The following is a 16,833-nucleotide window of genomic DNA, read 5'->3' as shown; positions in this document are numbered from 1 at the left end:
GTGTTGGCTTGAAGCTTAAAGCTCTTTCGCCTTCTCCTGCATCTTGATCACATCCTTCATACGCTGTTCCAGAATCGCGTGGGTTTGGTAGTCGTTCTTCGCCATGCGCACGCCGTGGCGCAGATGCTGCAGGGCCTTGTCGAAGACGCCGTTGAGGATGTAGTACTCGGCGCGCGCCTCGTGTACGCCGATGATGTCGCCGGCCAGGCCGTGGGTTTCGGCGAGCAGGTACCAGACGGTAGGATCTTTCTTGCGCACGCGGCTGTGCTTGGCCAGGATGCGCTCCGCCGCCAGGTAGTTGCCGGCCTTGAAGTGGGCGTTGGCCAGGCCCATGGTCAGCGCGTGGTCGCCCGGATTTCTGTCCAGGGCGTGCTGCAGTCGCTTGGTGGCATTGGTGTAATCGTGCCGCGCCAGGTCTATGTCCGCGCGCGCCAGCACGAAGGCGGCCTTGTTGGGCTCACGCTCCAGCAGCGGCTGCAGCGTGTCCAGGGCTGAATCCGGCTTGCCGGCCGCAATCTGCGCCAGTGCCAGGCCGTAGCGCGCCGCGTCCTCGTTGTCGTTGATCCCGTTCAGCTCCGCCTGGAAGCGCTTTACCGCCTGCTGCGGCGTCGGCTCCGCCGCCACGCGGATGCGCGCGCGCATCAGGTGGTAATCGCGGCCGTCGCTGGGTTTGACCGCCGGCATGCGGCTGGCGCGCAGCTTGGCGTCGGCGATACGTTTTTCGGTAACCGGGTGAGTAAGCAGGAATTCCGGCGGACGCCGGTAGTAGCGCGTTGCCTTCAGCATCTGTTCGAACATCTCGCCGGCGGCCTCCGGGTCGCGGCCGGATCTGGCCAGGGTCTCGATACCGACGCGATCCGCTTCCTGTTCGTTCTGGCGGCTGAAGCGCAGCTGGCTGTCGAGCGCCGCCGCCTGGGTGGCCGTCATCGCGGCGATACCCGCATCCCCGCCGGCGGTGGCCGCCAGTACCAGGGCGCCGAGCATGCCGGCCAGCGTCGGAATGGTGCTGTTGCGCTGGGCCTCCAGTGAGCGCGCGTAATGGCGCTGGCTCAGGTGGCCGAGTTCGTGGGCGATGACCGAGGCGAATTGATCTTCGTTCTCTGCGAACATGAACAGGCCGGTGTGGACGCCCATGATGCCGCCGGGTACCGCAAAGGCGTTCATGGTGTCGTTCTTGACCACCACCACGTCAATGGACTTGTCCTCCAGCGGGCTGAATTCCGACAGGCCCTTGACGGTATTTTCTACATATTGCTGCAACAGCGCGTCATTGGAGGTGCGGACCTGGCTGCGGAACATGCGCAGCCACATCTGTCCGAGTTCCTTTTCCCGCGCGCGGGACACCACGCCGCTGGTGCTGTCCCCGAGTTCTGGCAGCTGAATCTGATCGTCGTCCGCGATCGCGGCGATTGGCGCGCCCCCGAGCAGCAAACCCATGCCCAGTGCCGCCAGACCGCCGCTGAGACGCTGCCACAGGGAGCGGCGGGCAGATCTTGGGGCTTCGTTGTTGTGAAGATCGGTCATCTTAGGTTACTGCTCGGTTTGCCTATGCCCAACTCTATACGCAACCTTGTCGGGCTGTCGAGGATTTGACCAGTCCGGCGACAGAAGGTTCGTGGATACGTGACCCGTGACCGTTGGGCCCGGGCGGGACGGCTTGCCGCAGGCATTGTTCCCACACGGAATCTGGCGCAGTATCCGCGTTATAATCCGCCGCAATCCGCAATATCTGACCGAAGGGCCAATGACAGTATCCACCGCCGACAGTGCGCCGACGCTTGTACTGGAATGGGATGCCGCGGTGACTGTGGACGTGCGCGGCCTGCCCTGTCCGCAGCCGCTGCTGGCCATGCGCCGCGCTCTGGGCCAGTATGCTCCCGGTACGCTGTTGCGGGTGCTGGCGACCGACGAGGGCTCCTGGCGAGACTTCCACAGCTTCGCCGAACTGAGCGGCAGGCCGCTGCTGCGCGCCGAGCGGTGCGGCGACTGCTTTCACTACTGGCTGCGCGCCGGCAAATAACGAGATTTGGGAATCTATGCTCGCAATCGTCAAGGGTTGGGTTAACCGCTATTTCAGCCAGGAAGAGGTAGTGCTGCTGGTGCTGCTGATGCTGGCGGCGCTGGTGGTGCTCGCCACCCTCGGTCAGGTGCTGGCCCCGGTGCTCGCCGCGCTGATCATCGCCTTCCTGATGCAGGGCATGGTGCAGCGGCTGAAGTCCTGGCAGGTGCCGCACTGGCTGGCGGTGAGTCTGTCCTGCCTGGTATTGGTGGGCACGATTGTGGCCCTGTTCCTGGTGGTGCTGCCGATCATCTGGCGCCAGCTGGTACGCCTGTTCGCCGAACTGCCGAACATGATCGATCAGGGCCAGCAACTGCTGCTGTTGCTGCCGGAGCGCTACCCGCGCCTGATCACCGCACAGCAGATCGATGACATATTCAATACGCTCGGCAGTGAATTGGGCTCCGTGACCCAGACACTGCTGACCTTCTCCCTCGCCAATCTGCCGATCCTCGCCGGTCTGTTGATCTATGCCGTAGTGGTGCCGATCCTGGTGTTCTTCTTCCTGAAGGACTCCGACAAGCTGATCAGCTGGTGCACCTCCTTCCTGCCCACACAGCGGCCGATGCTGCGCCAGATCTGGCACGAGATGAACGATCAGGTGGCCAACTATGTGCGCGGCAAGGTGATAGAAATCGCCATAGTCGCCGTGGTCAGTTATGCGGCCTTTCTGTTGTTGGGGGTCAACTACGCGCTGCTGCTGGCGGTGGCGGTGGGGCTCAGTGTGCTGATCCCCTATATCGGCGCGGCGGTGGTTACCATCCCGGTGGCCGCCATCGGCCTGTTCCAGTGGGGCTGGAGCAGCGAGTTTTTCTACCTGATGATGGCCTACGGCATCATCCAGCTGCTGGACGGCAATGTATTGGTGCCGCTGCTGTTTTCCGAGGCGGTCAACCTGCACCCGGTGGCGATCATCCTCGCCGTGCTCTTCTTTGGCGGTATCTGGGGCTTCTGGGGCGTCTTCTTTGCGATACCCCTGGCGACGCTGTTGAAGGCGATCATGAACGCCTGGCCCACCAGCGAGCACCAGGCGGAATGGCAGGCGAAAGAGGTCGCTGAAACCGGCGCCGGACAATAGGTGCCGGGCGACCGGTCTGCTAGAATCCCGCGCTGCTTTTTTTGGCCCATCCCGAATAGGAAAGACCCATGAGCCTTGCTGACAAAGTACTGGCGGTCAACGACGATTTGCCGATTCGCACCGACAAGCCCATTCACAGCGGTAAAGTCCGCTCGGTTTACTGGCTGACCGAAGCCGACAGCCGTCGCCTGATCGAGGAAAAGGGCTACCCGGTGGCCCCGGACGCGCCCCTGGCGGTGATGGTGATTTCCGACCGCATCTCTGCCTTCGACTGCATCTGGAAAGGCGAGGGCGGCATGCGCGGTGTGCCCGGCAAGGGCACGGCGCTGAATGCCATCTCCAACCACTGGTTCAAGCTCTTCAAGGACAACGGCCTGGCCGACAGCCACATCCTGGACATCCCGCACCCGCTGGTGTGGATTGTGCAGAAGGCGCGCCCGGTCATGATCGAGGCCATCGCGCGCCAGTACATCACCGGCTCCATGTGGCGCTCCTACCAAACGGGCGAGCGCGAGTTCTGCGGCATCGAGATTCCCGATGGCCTGCAGAAGGACCAGAAGCTGCCCGAGCTGCTGATCACCCCGTCCACCAAGGGCATCCTGAAAGGCATTCCCGGCGTGCCGGAAGCGGACGATGTGAACATCACCCGCGCCAACCTCGAAGACAACTTCGCGGCCTTCAACTTCCAGAGCCGCGGCGACATCGACCTGTACGAGAAGCTGCTGAAAGAGGGCTTCGATGTCATCTCCGCGGAGCTGGAGAAACTGGATCAGATCTTCGTCGACACCAAGTTCGAGTTCGGCTATGTCACCGACGCCAACGGCGACGACAAGCTGATTTACATGGATGAAGTGGGTACGCCGGACTCTTCGCGCATCTGGGACGGCGCCGAGTACCGCAATGGCAAGGTGGTGGAAAACTCCAAAGAGGGCTTCCGCCAGGCGCTGCTGAACCACTTCCCGGATCCGGACATCCTGCTGAACAAGGACCGCATGCCCGAGCGCCAGGCCCTGGCCCGCGACAACGAGCTGCCGGAATCCATGCTGATGGATGTCTCCGCCACCTATGTCGGCATTGCGGAAAAGATCATCGGCAGGAAGCTGGAGATCTCCGACAATCCCAAGGCGGAGCTGATCGAAGTCCTGCGCAAGGATTATGGTCTGATTGATTAGCAGCCGGATCGACTGATATGGACCCTGTAAAAAACCCGCGCTTGCGCCGGTTCAGCTAGTTGATAAGCCCCACCGTTCCCTCGAAGCAGGAGCTGTGGCGGCAAAGCACTAGGACGGGTATTTCGAAACGCTGTGAATACATCCCTGTAAGCTCCGGCGGCGACGTCCTGTCGCCGACGGTTCGAAATACCCGTCCTAGCACTTTTCCTTAAATTCTGGCTGCAGGACTTTGTCAGCAGCCTGAAGCCTGAACCGGCGCTTGCGCCGGTTTTTTTGCCCTGGAAACCATTGCCATAATTAGCCACAATTGATCACGCCCCTGTCAGGATTTGTGCCGATTTAGGGCAGATTTTCCCATTTAAATCGTGTTTCTCTGTTGCGCACTAAAAATGCATGGAATAAATCATGAAAAGAATAGTATTTGCTCTTTTGTGCCTGCCGATTCTCTTGTTCGGTACATGGAAATACTCAAAAAGTGAGTCGAGTCAGCTGTTTGGGAAAATCGTTAACAGGGTAGAGACAACCAAAAAAGTCGTGGCGTTAACATTTGATGACGGTCCGACTAGTGAATATACAAAAGAAATATTGAATATTCTGGAAAGCAGTGGTGTAAAAGCCACCTTCTTCCTGGTCGGAACGGATATCCAATCGAATCCAGTGGAGGCTCAAAGTATTGTCGCGGCAGGCCATGAACTCGGCAATCATTCCTTTACTCATGCAAGGATGCTGCTTAAGGGGTTTGATTTCGTTAAGACAGAAATTGATGAAACAAATAAGTTGATTCGTAAGGCGGGATACACTGGGAAGATTCATTTTCGTCCGCCCTATGGGAAGAAGCTATTTGTACTGCCCTATTATCTGGATTCCCAGAATATCACGTCCGTAACCTGGGATGTCGCTCCAGATAGTGTGCTCCCTTTGGAGTCCAGTCCGGAAAAGCTGGCGCAGTATGCGATTTCAAATGCCAAGCCAGGATCCGTAATATTAATGCATGTGATGTTTAAGAGTCGCAGAAACTCTATGGCCGCTGTTCCTAAGATTATTTCTGGGCTGAAGGAAAAAGGGTATGAATTTGTAACCGTATCGCGACTACTGTCAGATACGAATCGGTCCTGATTCCCCCGGGTGGCAAATCCGTCAAGGTGAGGCCGGGAGGGATGTTAGAGGAAATGCCGGCGCTTGCGCCGGTTTTTTTCTTTGGCCGCCGCCACAATTCGCCACAATTCCTCTGCATTTTCGCCCAAATCCCGTCCCCGTTTCGCCCAATTGCCCCTGTTTAATTCCCTCCAGAACAAACAAATACTGGAGGGAAGCTCGTGGACAGGACAATTTTTTCCGGCCAGCGCATACCGCGCGAGCTGCTGGTGCTGCCGACCGAGGAATACTACCGTCGCCGTTTTAAAAGTAAGAGCCGCGGCAGCAGGCGCGGACGCTGGCTGCTGTTTATGGTCACCGCGCTGGCAGTGTTCGTCGCCGCCATGGGTGCGAAAGCCGCGCGCGCCGAGCAGACTGTCGGCCTGAACGATGTTGAGAGCGGGGACCTGCTGTTTAGCGGCGCGGAACAGGGCAGCTTTGTGCCGGCGGTGCATCTGGCCAGCCGCGCGCAGATATCAATACGCGGTCTGGTGGCGGAGGTGCAGCTGCAGCAGGAGTTTGCCAACCGCAGCGGCGACTGGCAGGAAGCGGTGTATGTACTGCCCCTGCCGGAGCAGGCAGCGGTCAGTGGGCTGGAAATCCAGGTAGGCGAGCGGCGTATCGTCGGTGTGGTGCGCGAACGCACAGAGGCGGCAAAAATCTACCAGGCCGCCCGCGCCGCCGGCAAGCGCGCGGCGCTGCTGGAGCAGCAGCGCCCGAACCTGTTCACCAACAAGGTGGCGAACATAGCCCCAGGCGAAACCGTTCGCGTCGAGATCCGCTACCTGCAGCCGGTCAATTACGACAGCGGCACCTTCAGCCTGCGCCTGCCGACGACGCTGACGCCGCGCTACATTCCCGGTGACGTTAAAGTGCCCGGCCAGGTGATCGCCGATGCGGAAATAGCGATGGCCACCGACGGCAGCGGCTGGGCACTGCCCACCGACCAGGTGCCGGACGCGCACAAGATCACGCCCTACACACAGCCGGCCGCAGAGCTGACCGCAGTCGGCAGCCACAAGATTGCCATCGAAGTGGAACTGGAAAGCGGGCTGCCGCTGGCGCAGATTAATAGCCCCTACCACGATATCGACGTCAAAAAGCAGGGCGACAACTACAAGATTCAATTGCGCGATGGCGATGCGGTGATGGACCGGGACTTCGCCCTGCACTGGCGCCCGCGCCCGTCTTCGATGCCGCGGGCCGCGCTCTTCACCCAAAAAGCCGGAGACGGGGGCGGGGAAGGGCAGACGAGTTACCTGCAGCTGCTGCTGTTGCCACCGGATGTGGCGAAAAATGTGCGGCGCCTGCCGCGGCAAGTGATCTACGTGATCGACACCTCCGGTTCCATGAGCGGCAATTCCATTCGCCAGGCCAAGGAGAGCCTGCAGCTGGCGCTGTCGCGCCTGCAGCCGCATGACCGCTTCAATGTGATCGAATTCAACAGCACTGCCCGCGCCTTCTTCCCGCGCCCGGTCGCTGCCGATTCCGCCAATATCCAACTGGCCCGCGCCCAGGTGGAGGGCCTGCAGGCGACTGGCGGCACCGAGATGGCGTCGGCGCTGCGCCTGGCCCTCGGCCAGCAGCTGCCCGGCGACGACAGCCTGGTGCACCAGGTGGTGTTTATCACCGACGGTGCCGTCGGCAACGAGCGCGCGCTCTTCGAACTGATCCAGCAGCGCCTGCAGGAAGCGCGCCTGTTTACCGTCGGCATCGGTTCGGCACCGAACAGCCACTTTATGCGCAAGGCGGCCCAGTTCGGCCGCGGCTCCACTGTCACCATCGGCGACCTGGGCGAGGTGCAGGAGCGCATGCAGGCACTGTTCGCCAAGCTGGAAAACCCGCTGGCGACCGATCTGCAATTGCAGTGGCCGCAGGGGCTGGTAGTCGACGCCTACCCGAAAAGAATTCCCGACCTCTACCGCGGCGAGCCGCTGCAGCTGGTGGCCAGAATCGACGGCGGCAGGCTCGCTGGAGCGGTGCAGCTGCGCGGGCGATTGGCGGGCGAGCAGTTTGTGCAGAAGCTGGCACTGGCAGAAAACGATGCCGCTGAGAACAGGGGTATCGGCAGCGTCTGGGCGCGCGCCAAGATCGAGGCGCTGCGCGATCAGCAGTTGCAGTCCGGCGAGCAGAGCGACGCCGGTAAAGCGCTGCGCGAGCAGATACTTAGGCTGGCGCTGGATCACCAGTTGGCGAGCCCTTACACCAGCTTTGTCGCGGTGGAGGAAAAAGTGGTGCGGCCGCAGGGGGAAAGGCTCTCCAAAAGCCCCCTTTCAAAGAGTTTGATAGCCAATGCCGTAGCCCGCGGCCAGGTACTGCAGCTCCAGGCCTACCCGCGCACCGCCGCCGGTCTCCAGGCGCAACTGCTGGTCGCGGCGGGCCTGCTCAGCCTGGCGGGACTGCTGCGCTGTGGCCGCCAGATGAGGGGAAATATTCTGCGGCGTCTGCGCGCGCTGTTGAGAAGAATGGTGCCGGACCCGCGCGCCAGGTTGGAGCCTGCCCTGCAGGCGATGAAAAAGGAGCCGGTCGGAAAGCGAGTATCGCCAGCGGGGCTGGCTCCCACGTCCGCCGCCTACCTCGGGGACTGCTGATGTTACGCAGGGCGCTGTTCAGTCTCTGCCTGCTCGGCGGACTCTGGCAACTCGGCGGCGCCACCTGGCTGCTGGCCAAGGCGGAACTGGCCCAGCTATTGATTGCCGGCGCCTGGGAGGAACAACTGCAGACGGGCATAGCGGCCAAACCCTGGCCCTGGGCGGATACCTGGCCGGTCGCAAAACTGCAGCTGGGCGATCAGCAGCCGCTGATCGTACTGGCCGGCGGCAGCGGCCAGGCGCTGGCCTTCGGTCCCGGGCTGCTCGAGGCCTCAGGCGCGCCGGGCCAGCCGCGCACCACGGTGATCGCCGCCCACCGCGACACCCACTTCGGCGATCTGGGAAAACTCAAAGCCGGTGCGCCGATCCAGCTGCAGGACAGCCGCGGTCGCTGGCACAGCTACAGGGTCAGCGAAACCAGGGTGGTGGACAGCGGCCGCGAGCAACTGCCGATTTTCGCCGAATCGGGGCTGTTGTTAGTAACCTGCTATCCCTTCAACGCGATCGATCCCGGCGGCCCGCTGCGCTATGTCGTCTACGCCGAATATCTGCACGGTGGACCGTCAATTCAGCTGTAGCCGTCAGCCGGACGGCCGAGCCGGGTAGCCATTTTTTATGAGCGATCTGAAAAGGCCAAAGGGCCGACGGCGGCCGGAAAATAATGTGAATAATCGCCGTAATCGATCGCCGGACGGGACAATCAAACAAAAAAACGGTCTTGTGGCCGGGGGCGCACAAAGGGTTCGCCCGTAAAGGCGCGCCTGGCGCAGGCGCGCAAGCTGCTGACGCTGTCGGAGATGCCCATTGCGCGCATCGCCCAGGAGTGCGGCTTCAGCAGCCAGAGTCACCTTACCGCCAGTTTCCGCGGCGCCCACGCGGTGACGCCGGCCCAGTTCCGCGCCCGTATAGCCAGCCACCGTGAATAGGGGGACGCGCGTCGTCGATCCTCGCCAAACATGACTATGTTAAGAATCACTCTGTGCAGGGAAGCGCATGCTCCTGTTTTGCGCACAGGTTCAATGCTCGGGATTAGCTCGCCAATTCGGTTCGAGAGATGAACTACGCCAACCTGACAATCTTGGCACTTTTCGTGTTTTGCTACAGCGTGGTGAGTCGCCGCGCCGCGCGTACCCCAATCAGTGGCGCATTGGTTTTTACGTTCGTTGGTTTTTTTCTCGGTGGCTATGCCCTGGGGCTGCTGGATCTGGCGATCGATTCAGACGGTCTGCGGATATTGGCCGCTTCGGCACTGGCACTGATTCTGTTCACCGATGCGGCAGAGGCCGATCTTTCTGTTCTTAAGAAGGTGATCGCACTTCCCGTGCGGCTGTTGCTGCTGGTTCTGCCTTGCAAGATTTTCATGGGCTATCTCTGCGCTTTGCTGCTGTTCGAAGAACTGGGTCACTTTGAATCTCTTGTATTGGCGTGCGTGCTGGCGCCCACCGACGCAGCACTGGGCAAGCCGGTAGTGACCAATCCGGCGGTTCCGCCCTATATCCGCGAGTCACTCAATTTTGAGAGTGGCCTCAACGATGGTCTCTGCGTGCCAATCCTGTTCGTCCTCCTCGCGCTCGCCACGGGAGCGGCGGCACCGGAAAGCACGCCCGAACTGGCGCTGGAGTTGACCCTTGGCGAGCTGGGAACCGGGTTGGCGGTCGGCCTCGGCTTCACAGGTGTATTGTCGCTGGCGCTGAGGCATGCATCCACCCGCGGCTGGATAGAGGAGAGCTGGCTCCAATTACCCGTTGTGACCATGGCCCTCGGCGCCTTTGGCGCGGCCCAGTGGCTGGACGGCAGCGGCTTTATCGCGGCATTTGCCGGCGGTGTGCTGTTCGGCTGGCTGGCACTGGCCGAGAAGGGCGAACTTCTCACGTCCGCCGAGGCCACCGGAGATGTCGTGACGCTGTTGACCTGGGTGGTGTTCGGTGCCGCCGTCCTGGGAAAACTGCTTGGGCAGCTGACCTGGCAGATTGCGCTGTATGCCGTCCTCAGCCTGACCCTGGTCCGTGTCCTGCCCGTATTTGTCTGTCTGCTGGGAACCGGTACCGGCTGGAGGGAAAAGCTTTTTATCGGCTGGTTTGGGCCGCGGGGGCTCGCCAGTATCGTGTTCGGCGTGATCGTGTTTAATCAGGGGCTCCCTAGTGGTGACACCATAGTCGCGGCAGTCGCCTGTACTGTCCTGTTCAGTGTCGTGGCACACGGGATAAGTGCGAATGCCATGGTGGCCTGGCTGGCCCGCGCACACAGAGAGAGCAAGAGGGGAGCCAAGCGCTAGCAGAGTAATTTGACCTGGCAGTGGGCGCATCTGATCTGCGCGGGCCGGGGTCTCATTGCCTGTTTCCCGAGGGGCGCGCGCTAACGGGCGGCGCTGGCTATTCGGAGCCGGGCGTCCGGGGCACAGCTGTGACCAATGTGCCAGTTTGAGACTCGATTTTGTAATTTGATTCCCACCATTTTCCGCAAAATATTCCGCTAAATTGGCGATCTGGCAAATAATTGTTTTGCGAATTGGTTTTAATTGTTACTAATTGTCCTATCTGGAAAAAATTTTGTAGTAATACTACAATCGCCCCCGCTTATAAGACCGGGATAGTCGACCGGCCGCCAGTGGCCGCGTTATCCGGGCTAGAATTCTCAGTCAAAGATACTGGATCACGGCAACAGTCAGGCGCTACAGCCCTTCTCCGCCGCGCAAAAAGCGAGCAACTGCAAGCATTGCATTTCCGCCAACGACGGTGGTGATTTGGCGAAATTCGTGAAAAAAGGAAGCAATTTTCCGTTCGCGCTGTACTTTGCCCGGTTAGCAAAATCTACTCTCAGTAAAGACACGACTCGACGTCGCTCGAATCGCCGAGGAGCATTGTTTGATGCAAGAAGAAACTGATATCCAGGAAACGCAGGAGTGGCTGGACGCGCTGCAGGCGGTCATCCGCCACAGCGGCAAAGAGCGCGCTGCGTTTCTGCTGAAGCAGCTGTCTGATCGCGCCACCAATATTGGCGTCCAGCTGCCGGCGGCCATCACTACCCCCTATCGCAACACCATTCCGCCGCAGGCGGAGAAGCGCATGCCCGGCGACCTGTTCATGGAGCGCCGTATCCGCTCACTGATCCGCTGGAACGCGCTGGCTATGGTGGTGCGCGCCAACTCCAACAGCGACAGCCTCGGCGGCCATATTGCCAGCTTCTCTTCGGCAGCGACCCTGTACGACGTGGGCTTCAACTATTTCTTCCGCGGCAACGAGGGCGAAGAGCGCGGCGACCTGATCTTCTTCCAGGGCCACAGTGCGCCGGGCATCTACGCGCGTTCTTACCTGGAAGGCCGTTTCGACGAGGACAAGCTGGACAACTTCCGCCGCGAGGTGAACGGCAAAGGCCTGTCCTCCTACCCGCACCCCTGGCTGATGCCGGACTACTGGCAGTTCCCGACCGTATCCATGGGCCTGGGCCCGATTCAGGCTATCTACCAGGCCCACATCATGCGCTACCTGTCCGCCCGCGGCCTGTCTCCGCGCGGCGACCGCAAGGTATGGGCCTTCCTCGGCGATGGCGAGTGTGACGAGCCGGAATCTCTGGGCGCCATCTCCATGGCCGGGCGCGAGCAGCTGGAAAACCTGGTGTTCGTGGTCAACTGCAACCTGCAGCGCCTGGACGGCCCGGTGCGCGGCAACGGCAAGATCGTGCAGGAGCTGGAAGGTGTCTTCCGCGGCGCCGGCTGGAACGTGATCAAGGTTCTGTGGGGCCGTCTGTGGGATCCGCTGCTGGAGAAAGACGACAAAGGCCTGCTGCAGAAAGTCATGGACGAAGTGGTCGATGGCGAAATGCAGAACTTCAAGGCCAACGGCGGCGCCTATACCCGCGAGCATTTCTTCGGCAAGTACCCGGAGCTGCTCGAGATGGTCAAGGATATGTCCGACGACGAAATCATGAAGCTCAACCGCGGCGGCCACGACCCCTACAAGGTGTACGCGGCCTACGCCGAGGCGATGGCGAGCAAGGGCAAGCCCACCGTGATCCTGGCGCAGACCGTAAAGGGTTACGGCCTGGGTGCCGCCGGTGAAGCGGCGATGGACACCCACAACGTCAAGAAGATGGACACAGAGGCGCTGAAGCGCTTCCGCGACCGTTTTGGGATCCCGATTACCGACAAGGAAATCGAGGAGGTTCCGTACTACCGCCCGGCACCGGACAGCCCGGAAATGAAATATATGGCCGAGCGCCGCAAGGCGCTGGGTGGCCCGGTACCGTCCCGCACCACCGAGGTGGCGAAGCTGGAGATTCCAGACCTCGACGCCTTCAGCGCGCTGACCAAAGGCTCCGGCGACCGCGAGATCTCCACCACCATGGCGTTCGTTCGCGCGCTGTCCGTGCTGGTGAAAGACAAGAACATGGGCAAGAACGTCGCACCGATCGTGCCCGACGAGGCCCGCACCTTCGGTATGGAAGGCCTGTTCCGTCAGCTGGGTATCTACTCCTCCCAGGGGCAGAAATACACCCCGGTCGACCACGGCCAGATCATGTATTACAAGGAAGACAAGAAGGGCCAGGTACTGGAGGAGGGCATCAACGAAGCGGGCGCCATGTCCGCGTGGATGGCGCTCGCCACTGCCTACTCCAACCACGGCGTGCCGATGGTGCCTTTCTACATCTATTACTCGATGTTCGGCTTCCAGCGTATCGGCGACCTGGCCTGGGCTGCCGGCGACATGCAGGCGCGCGGCTTCCTGGTTGGCGCCACCGCCGGCCGCACGACCCTGAACGGCGAGGGCCTGCAGCACCAGGATGGTCACAGCCACGTGATCTCCGCCACCATTCCGAACTGTAAGAGCTACGACCCGGCCTACGGCTACGACCTGGCGGTAATCATCCGTCACGGTCTGAAGGAGATGTACGAAGAGCAGAAAAACCTCTTCTACTACGTCACCATCGAGAACGAAAACTACCTGCAGCCGGAAATGCCCCAGGGCGTGGAAGAGGGCATCATCCGCGGTATTTACAAACTCGAAGGCAATTCCCGCAAGGCGGGCAAGGGCAAGGCGGCCAAGAAGCACGTACAGCTGGTTGGTGCCGGCACCATCCTGCGCGAAGTGCTGGCCGCTGCGGACATCCTCGCCGACCAGTTCGGTGTGACCTCCGACGTGTGGAACCTGACCTCCGCCACCGAAGCGGCCCGTGAGGCCCAGGATGTGGCGCGCTGGAACATGCTGCACCCGACCGAAGCGCCGCACAAAGCGTGGGTCAGCGAGCAGTTCGAAGGCAACGAGACGCCGGTGATTATCTCTACCGACTACATCCGTGCCTACGTAGAGCCGCTGCGCGAGTTCATTGACGGCGACGTGATCGCACTGGGTACCGATGGCTTCGGCCGTTCCGACAGCCGCGAGCAGCTGCGCCGTTTCTTCGAGGTGGATCGCAACTACGTGACCATCGCCGCGCTGACCGGCCTGGCCAAGCAGGGTGTAATCGATGCCAGTGAGGTTGCGGAAGCAATCAAGAAACTGAACATTGATCCGGAAAAAGTAAACCCGCGCCTGGTGTAAGGCTCGCTGGATAAGGAAGGCAAAAGCATGGCAAAACAAGTCATTAAAGTGCCTGATCTCGGCGGCGCCGATCAGGTAGACGTAATTGAAATCGCCGTTGCGGTGGGGGACACGGTCGCTGAAGAGGACGCGCTGATTGTGGTGGAGGGCGATAAGGCCTCCATGGACGTGCCGGCACCGGTGGCCGGCAAGATCCTCAGCATCTCCGTCAAAGAAGGCGACAAGGTTGCCGAAGGCGATGTGATCGGCGAAATTGAAACCGAAGCCGGCGCCGCAGAAGAAGCTGAATCCGCTGCAGAACCGGAACAGGCAGAGGCAGCAGAAGAGCAGGCTGGTGAAGCGCCTGCGGCTGAAGGTGAAGAAAAAGAGGAGACCATCAAGGTCCCGGACCTGGGTGGTGCCGAATCCGTCGACGTCATCGAAATCTCCGTGCAGCCCGGCGACGAAGTGGCCGAGGGCGATTCGCTGATCGTGGTCGAGGGCGACAAGGCGTCGATGGACGTGCCCTCGCCGAGTGCCGGCATCGTCGTCTCCATCGCCGTTAAAGAGGGCGACAAGGTCTCCACCGGCGATGACCTGGGCGTGCTGAAAGTTGTCTCCGGTGCTGCGCCGGCGAAGAAGGCTGCAGAAAAACCCGCAGCCAAAGAGGAAAAACCCTCAGAGCCCTCTGCCGCAGAGGCCGCGGCCGAGCCGCCGGCGGCACCGAAGAAGGACCAGTACCTGGAGCGGGATCACACCGTGTCGGCGGAAGTCTACGCCGGCCCTGCGGTGCGCAAGCTGGCCCGTGAGCTGGGCGTGACCCTGAACAAGGTGAAGCCCTCCGGCCCCCGCAACCGTGTCACCAAGGATGATCTGCACGCCTATATCAAGGAGCAGGTGAAGAAAGCCGAGAGCGGTGCGGTCGGTGTCGGCGGCGGTATCGGCATTGCGCCGATGCCGGAGATCGACTTCAGCCAGTTTGGCCCGGTCAAGGTCGAGCCGATGACCAAGATCCACAAGCTCACCGCGGCCAACATGTCCCGCAACTGGCTGAACGTGCCGCACGTGACCCAGTTCGACGATGCGGATATCACCGAGCTGGAAGCATTCCGCAAGTCCATGAAAGCGGAAGCGGAGAAGCGCGGCGTGAAGCTCACCCCGGTGCCTTTCCTGCTGAAAGCCGCCGCGGCTGCTCTGCGCGAAGTGCCGAATTTCAATGTGTCGCTGCACAACGACGGCGAGCAGATTGTGCGCAAGGACTATGTGCACATCGGCATGGCAGTGGATACACCCAAGGGCCTGATGGTGCCGGTGATCCGCGACGTGGACAAAAAGGGGCTCTACGAGCTGGCGGAAGAAGCCACGGCCTTGGCACTCGCAGCCCGCGACGGCAAGCTGAAACCCCGCGACATGCAGGGCGCCTGCTTCACCATTTCCAGCCTCGGCGCCATCGGCGGCACCGGCTTTACGCCGATCGTCAACGCGCCGGAAGTGGGTATCCTCGGTGTCTCCAAGCTGGCGGTGAAGCCGGTGTGGAACGGCAATGAGTTCGTGCCGCGGGAGATGCTGCCGCTGGCGCTGTCCTACGATCACCGCGCCGTGAACGGCGGCGACGCCGGACGCTTCCTGACCTACCTGGCCGGCGTACTGGGCGACGTGCGTCGCCTGTTGTTGTAACAGGCGCCAGCCCGTCCCCGTAGGAGCGGCGGGGCGGCCATCCGCCCACGGCCGCGATCGATCTCCCGGCCAACCGGAAAGTCGGATCGCGGCCATGGGCCGCTCCCGGCCGGACCGCTCCCGGCCGGACCGCTCCCGGCCGGACCGCTCCCGGCCGGACCGCTCCTACATTTAATAAATGAATTCCGCGCACATTTCCCTTCGCTTCCCCCGAGCCGAATCTCCCGCCAGCTAAACTGAAAAGGTACCAAGCACTAGCGCAACTCTGAAAGCGAGAGGTATTCGGAAATGAAGCGCATAGGGACATTCGCTTTGCCGATGGCGGCGGCACTGGCGATGCAGGGTTGCATTTTTCTGCCTGTCGAGGAAAGCGGCCGAGACGATCCGTTCTTTTTCAATCCCGACGACGCCAGCCGACGCGCCGATTTCGTAGAGGTTGGTAACTACCAACCCAATTCCCACCTGCCTCCTTCTGCCAGCCGGCACTGTTCGGTGGAATCCGAAATGGGCAAGGTGGGCTCCGCCTGCTGGTTTTTTCCGGTGATGCGGGTTTACTAGCCGGGTGCGCGGAGCCTTCTGCCGTGCAACGCTGAAGGCTCCAGCTGCGCATGCGGGCCGCAGGCCCGCGGTAGGGTGCGCCGTGCGCACCGGGATACCAAATCGAGAAACCGCAATGGTGCGCACGGCGCACCCTACGGAGGAAGCCCTATGCCACATCGAACGCTAATCTTCGCCGGATTCGCCGCGGCGATACTGCTCGCAGGCTGCGGTGTCGCTGACACCCGCGACGAAGTGGTTTACCCCTACAGCAAGCCGATCCCCCGGACCGCGGAATACCGGGCGACTGCTGCACCACCGGCACCCGCCGCGCCAGCTGCGCAAAAGACTAATTACTCCACCTGCCCCGGTGATGCGGAGGAGCTGGCGGAGGGGTCCATCTGCCCGCCTACCGCGCAGTGTTTCGAGATCTCCGGCGGCCGCCGCTGCATCGTTTATCCGAAGTAGTAACTCCACATGAAAGGAAGAGCACTCATCGCGCTAGTGCCCGCCGTCATACTCGGCGGCTGCGCCGGCTTTGACGGCTTCTGGGATGACCTGCGCGGCACACAGCAGGCGTACACGCACCGGACGGTGCCCGTCGAGGAAAAGCCGGCGTTTCCGCGCCACTGCATCGAGGCCGACACGCCGATGGCCGGACTGGGGCAGTGCATGGAGCAGGGTGTCCACTGCTATCAGCTCGACAATGGCGACTGGTGCGCGGGCCCATATTCACCGTTTGCCCTGCACCCCGGCTACGAATTCCAGGCGGCGGACTGGTCCAAGTAACCTAGGGGTTCCTTGGCACTGCTCGATATCCCGCTGCCGGTTTGACCGGGCACGCTGCCTGCTGCCCGTTGTAAGCCGCGTGCTTCTGTCCAATCGTCGCGCTGTTAGGGTGCGACGCCCTTCTGACGCCACTTGTTTCGCTCGCCTTTGATTGCGCGGCAACTTTCTGCATGCATTGATCCAAGTGTCGGCGAAGCGACAACCGTGGCATTGCGCCATTCGACTTGCAGTGCAAATCCGCTATCCTTGGCACCCTCTCGGTTTAGTTCATTGGAGGTGT

At 61.5% G+C, this 16,833-nt stretch carries 14 protein-coding genes; 13 read left to right on the top strand and 1 reads right to left on the bottom strand.

Annotation, left to right across the window (positions count from 1 at the left end; genetic code table 11):
• Positions 1-15: 15 nt before the first annotated feature.
• Complete coding sequence (locus RRF64_RS15605; protein WP_323846844.1) at positions 16-1,524, bottom strand: M48 family metalloprotease; 1,509 nt, start codon at positions 1,522-1,524, stop codon at positions 16-18.
• Positions 1,525-1,744: 220 nt separating this feature from the next.
• On the opposite strand from RRF64_RS15605, the gene RRF64_RS15600 reads away from it, so the two are divergent.
• The 13 genes from RRF64_RS15600 to RRF64_RS15540 all read left to right on the top strand — a co-directional run bounded on the left by RRF64_RS15600 (position 1,745) and on the right by RRF64_RS15540 (position 16,553).
• Positions 1,745-2,020 carry a sulfurtransferase TusA family protein gene (locus tag RRF64_RS15600; RefSeq protein WP_323846843.1) on the top strand — a complete coding sequence of 92 codons (276 nt, stop codon included), beginning with the start codon at positions 1,745-1,747 and terminating at the stop codon, positions 2,018-2,020.
• Positions 2,021-2,036: 16 nt separating this feature from the next.
• Positions 2,037-3,137: an AI-2E family transporter gene (locus RRF64_RS15595; RefSeq protein WP_323846842.1), complete on the top strand. Its 1,101-nt coding sequence runs from the start codon at positions 2,037-2,039 to the stop codon at positions 3,135-3,137.
• A 68-nt stretch (positions 3,138-3,205) separates the two neighbouring features.
• On the top strand, positions 3,206-4,309 hold the full coding sequence (locus RRF64_RS15590) for a phosphoribosylaminoimidazolesuccinocarboxamide synthase (protein WP_323846841.1): 1,104 nt from the start codon (positions 3,206-3,208) through the stop codon (positions 4,307-4,309).
• A gap of 405 nt (positions 4,310-4,714) precedes the next feature.
• Positions 4,715-5,425: a polysaccharide deacetylase family protein gene (locus tag RRF64_RS15585; protein WP_323846840.1), complete on the top strand. Its 711-nt coding sequence runs from the start codon at positions 4,715-4,717 to the stop codon at positions 5,423-5,425.
• A 200-nt stretch (positions 5,426-5,625) separates the two neighbouring features.
• The gene (locus RRF64_RS15580) at positions 5,626-8,034 is read left to right on the top strand and encodes a marine proteobacterial sortase target protein (protein ID WP_323846839.1); all 2,409 of its coding nucleotides are present in this window, start codon (positions 5,626-5,628) and stop codon (positions 8,032-8,034) included.
• Positions 8,034-8,612, top strand: coding sequence for a class GN sortase (locus RRF64_RS15575; RefSeq protein WP_323846838.1), 579 nt, complete (start codon positions 8,034-8,036; stop codon positions 8,610-8,612). The genes RRF64_RS15580 and RRF64_RS15575 overlap by 1 nt, the downstream gene beginning before the upstream one ends.
• Positions 8,613-8,717: 105 nt before the next feature.
• Positions 8,718-8,960, top strand: a complete 243-nt coding sequence (locus RRF64_RS15570; RefSeq protein ID WP_323846972.1) for a helix-turn-helix domain-containing protein — start codon at positions 8,718-8,720, stop codon at positions 8,958-8,960.
• 128 nt (positions 8,961-9,088) lie between these two features.
• Positions 9,089-10,309 (top strand): cation:proton antiporter, encoded by a 1,221-nt coding sequence (locus RRF64_RS15565; protein WP_323846837.1) that lies wholly within the window; start codon positions 9,089-9,091, stop codon positions 10,307-10,309.
• Positions 10,310-10,901: 592 nt separating this feature from the next.
• Entirely contained in the window at positions 10,902-13,571 is a 2,670-nt protein-coding gene (gene aceE, locus RRF64_RS15560) for a pyruvate dehydrogenase (acetyl-transferring), homodimeric type (RefSeq protein WP_323846836.1), read from the top strand.
• Between the two features lie 27 nt (positions 13,572-13,598).
• Positions 13,599-15,227, top strand: a complete 1,629-nt coding sequence (gene aceF, locus RRF64_RS15555; protein ID WP_323846835.1) for a dihydrolipoyllysine-residue acetyltransferase — start codon at positions 13,599-13,601, stop codon at positions 15,225-15,227.
• Between the two features lie 288 nt (positions 15,228-15,515).
• Entirely contained in the window at positions 15,516-15,785 is a 270-nt protein-coding gene (locus RRF64_RS15550; protein ID WP_323846834.1) for a hypothetical protein, read from the top strand.
• 150 nt (positions 15,786-15,935) lie between these two features.
• Positions 15,936-16,232, top strand: a complete 297-nt coding sequence (locus tag RRF64_RS15545) for a hypothetical protein (RefSeq protein WP_323846833.1) — start codon at positions 15,936-15,938, stop codon at positions 16,230-16,232.
• A gap of 9 nt (positions 16,233-16,241) precedes the next feature.
• Entirely contained in the window at positions 16,242-16,553 is a 312-nt protein-coding gene (locus tag RRF64_RS15540; protein ID WP_323846832.1) for a hypothetical protein, read from the top strand.
• Positions 16,554-16,833: the final 280 nt, after the last annotated feature.

The sequence above is a fragment of the Microbulbifer magnicolonia genome, assembly GCF_035117725.1.
Taxonomy (GTDB): domain Bacteria; phylum Pseudomonadota; class Gammaproteobacteria; order Pseudomonadales; family Cellvibrionaceae; genus Microbulbifer; species Microbulbifer magnicolonia.
Note: the sequence above shows the minus strand (reverse complement) of the source record. Positions and strands in the feature narration are given on the sequence as shown.

Coding starts and splice junctions, on each gene's coding strand:
- RRF64_RS15605 (WP_323846844.1), bottom strand. CDS start 1,524: ATGACCGATCTTCACAACAACGAAGCCCCAAGATCTGCCCGCCGCTCC.
- RRF64_RS15600 (WP_323846843.1), top strand. CDS start 1,745: ATGACAGTATCCACCGCCGACAGTGCGCCGACGCTTGTACTGGAATGG.
- RRF64_RS15595 (WP_323846842.1), top strand. CDS start 2,037: ATGCTCGCAATCGTCAAGGGTTGGGTTAACCGCTATTTCAGCCAGGAA.
- RRF64_RS15590 (WP_323846841.1), top strand. CDS start 3,206: ATGAGCCTTGCTGACAAAGTACTGGCGGTCAACGACGATTTGCCGATT.
- RRF64_RS15585 (WP_323846840.1), top strand. CDS start 4,715: ATGAAAAGAATAGTATTTGCTCTTTTGTGCCTGCCGATTCTCTTGTTC.
- RRF64_RS15575 (WP_323846838.1), top strand. CDS start 8,034: ATGTTACGCAGGGCGCTGTTCAGTCTCTGCCTGCTCGGCGGACTCTGG.
- RRF64_RS15565 (WP_323846837.1), top strand. CDS start 9,089: ATGAACTACGCCAACCTGACAATCTTGGCACTTTTCGTGTTTTGCTAC.
- aceE (WP_323846836.1), top strand. CDS start 10,902: ATGCAAGAAGAAACTGATATCCAGGAAACGCAGGAGTGGCTGGACGCG.
- aceF (WP_323846835.1), top strand. CDS start 13,599: ATGGCAAAACAAGTCATTAAAGTGCCTGATCTCGGCGGCGCCGATCAG.
- RRF64_RS15550 (WP_323846834.1), top strand. CDS start 15,516: ATGAAGCGCATAGGGACATTCGCTTTGCCGATGGCGGCGGCACTGGCG.
- RRF64_RS15545 (WP_323846833.1), top strand. CDS start 15,936: ATGCCACATCGAACGCTAATCTTCGCCGGATTCGCCGCGGCGATACTG.
- RRF64_RS15540 (WP_323846832.1), top strand. CDS start 16,242: ATGAAAGGAAGAGCACTCATCGCGCTAGTGCCCGCCGTCATACTCGGC.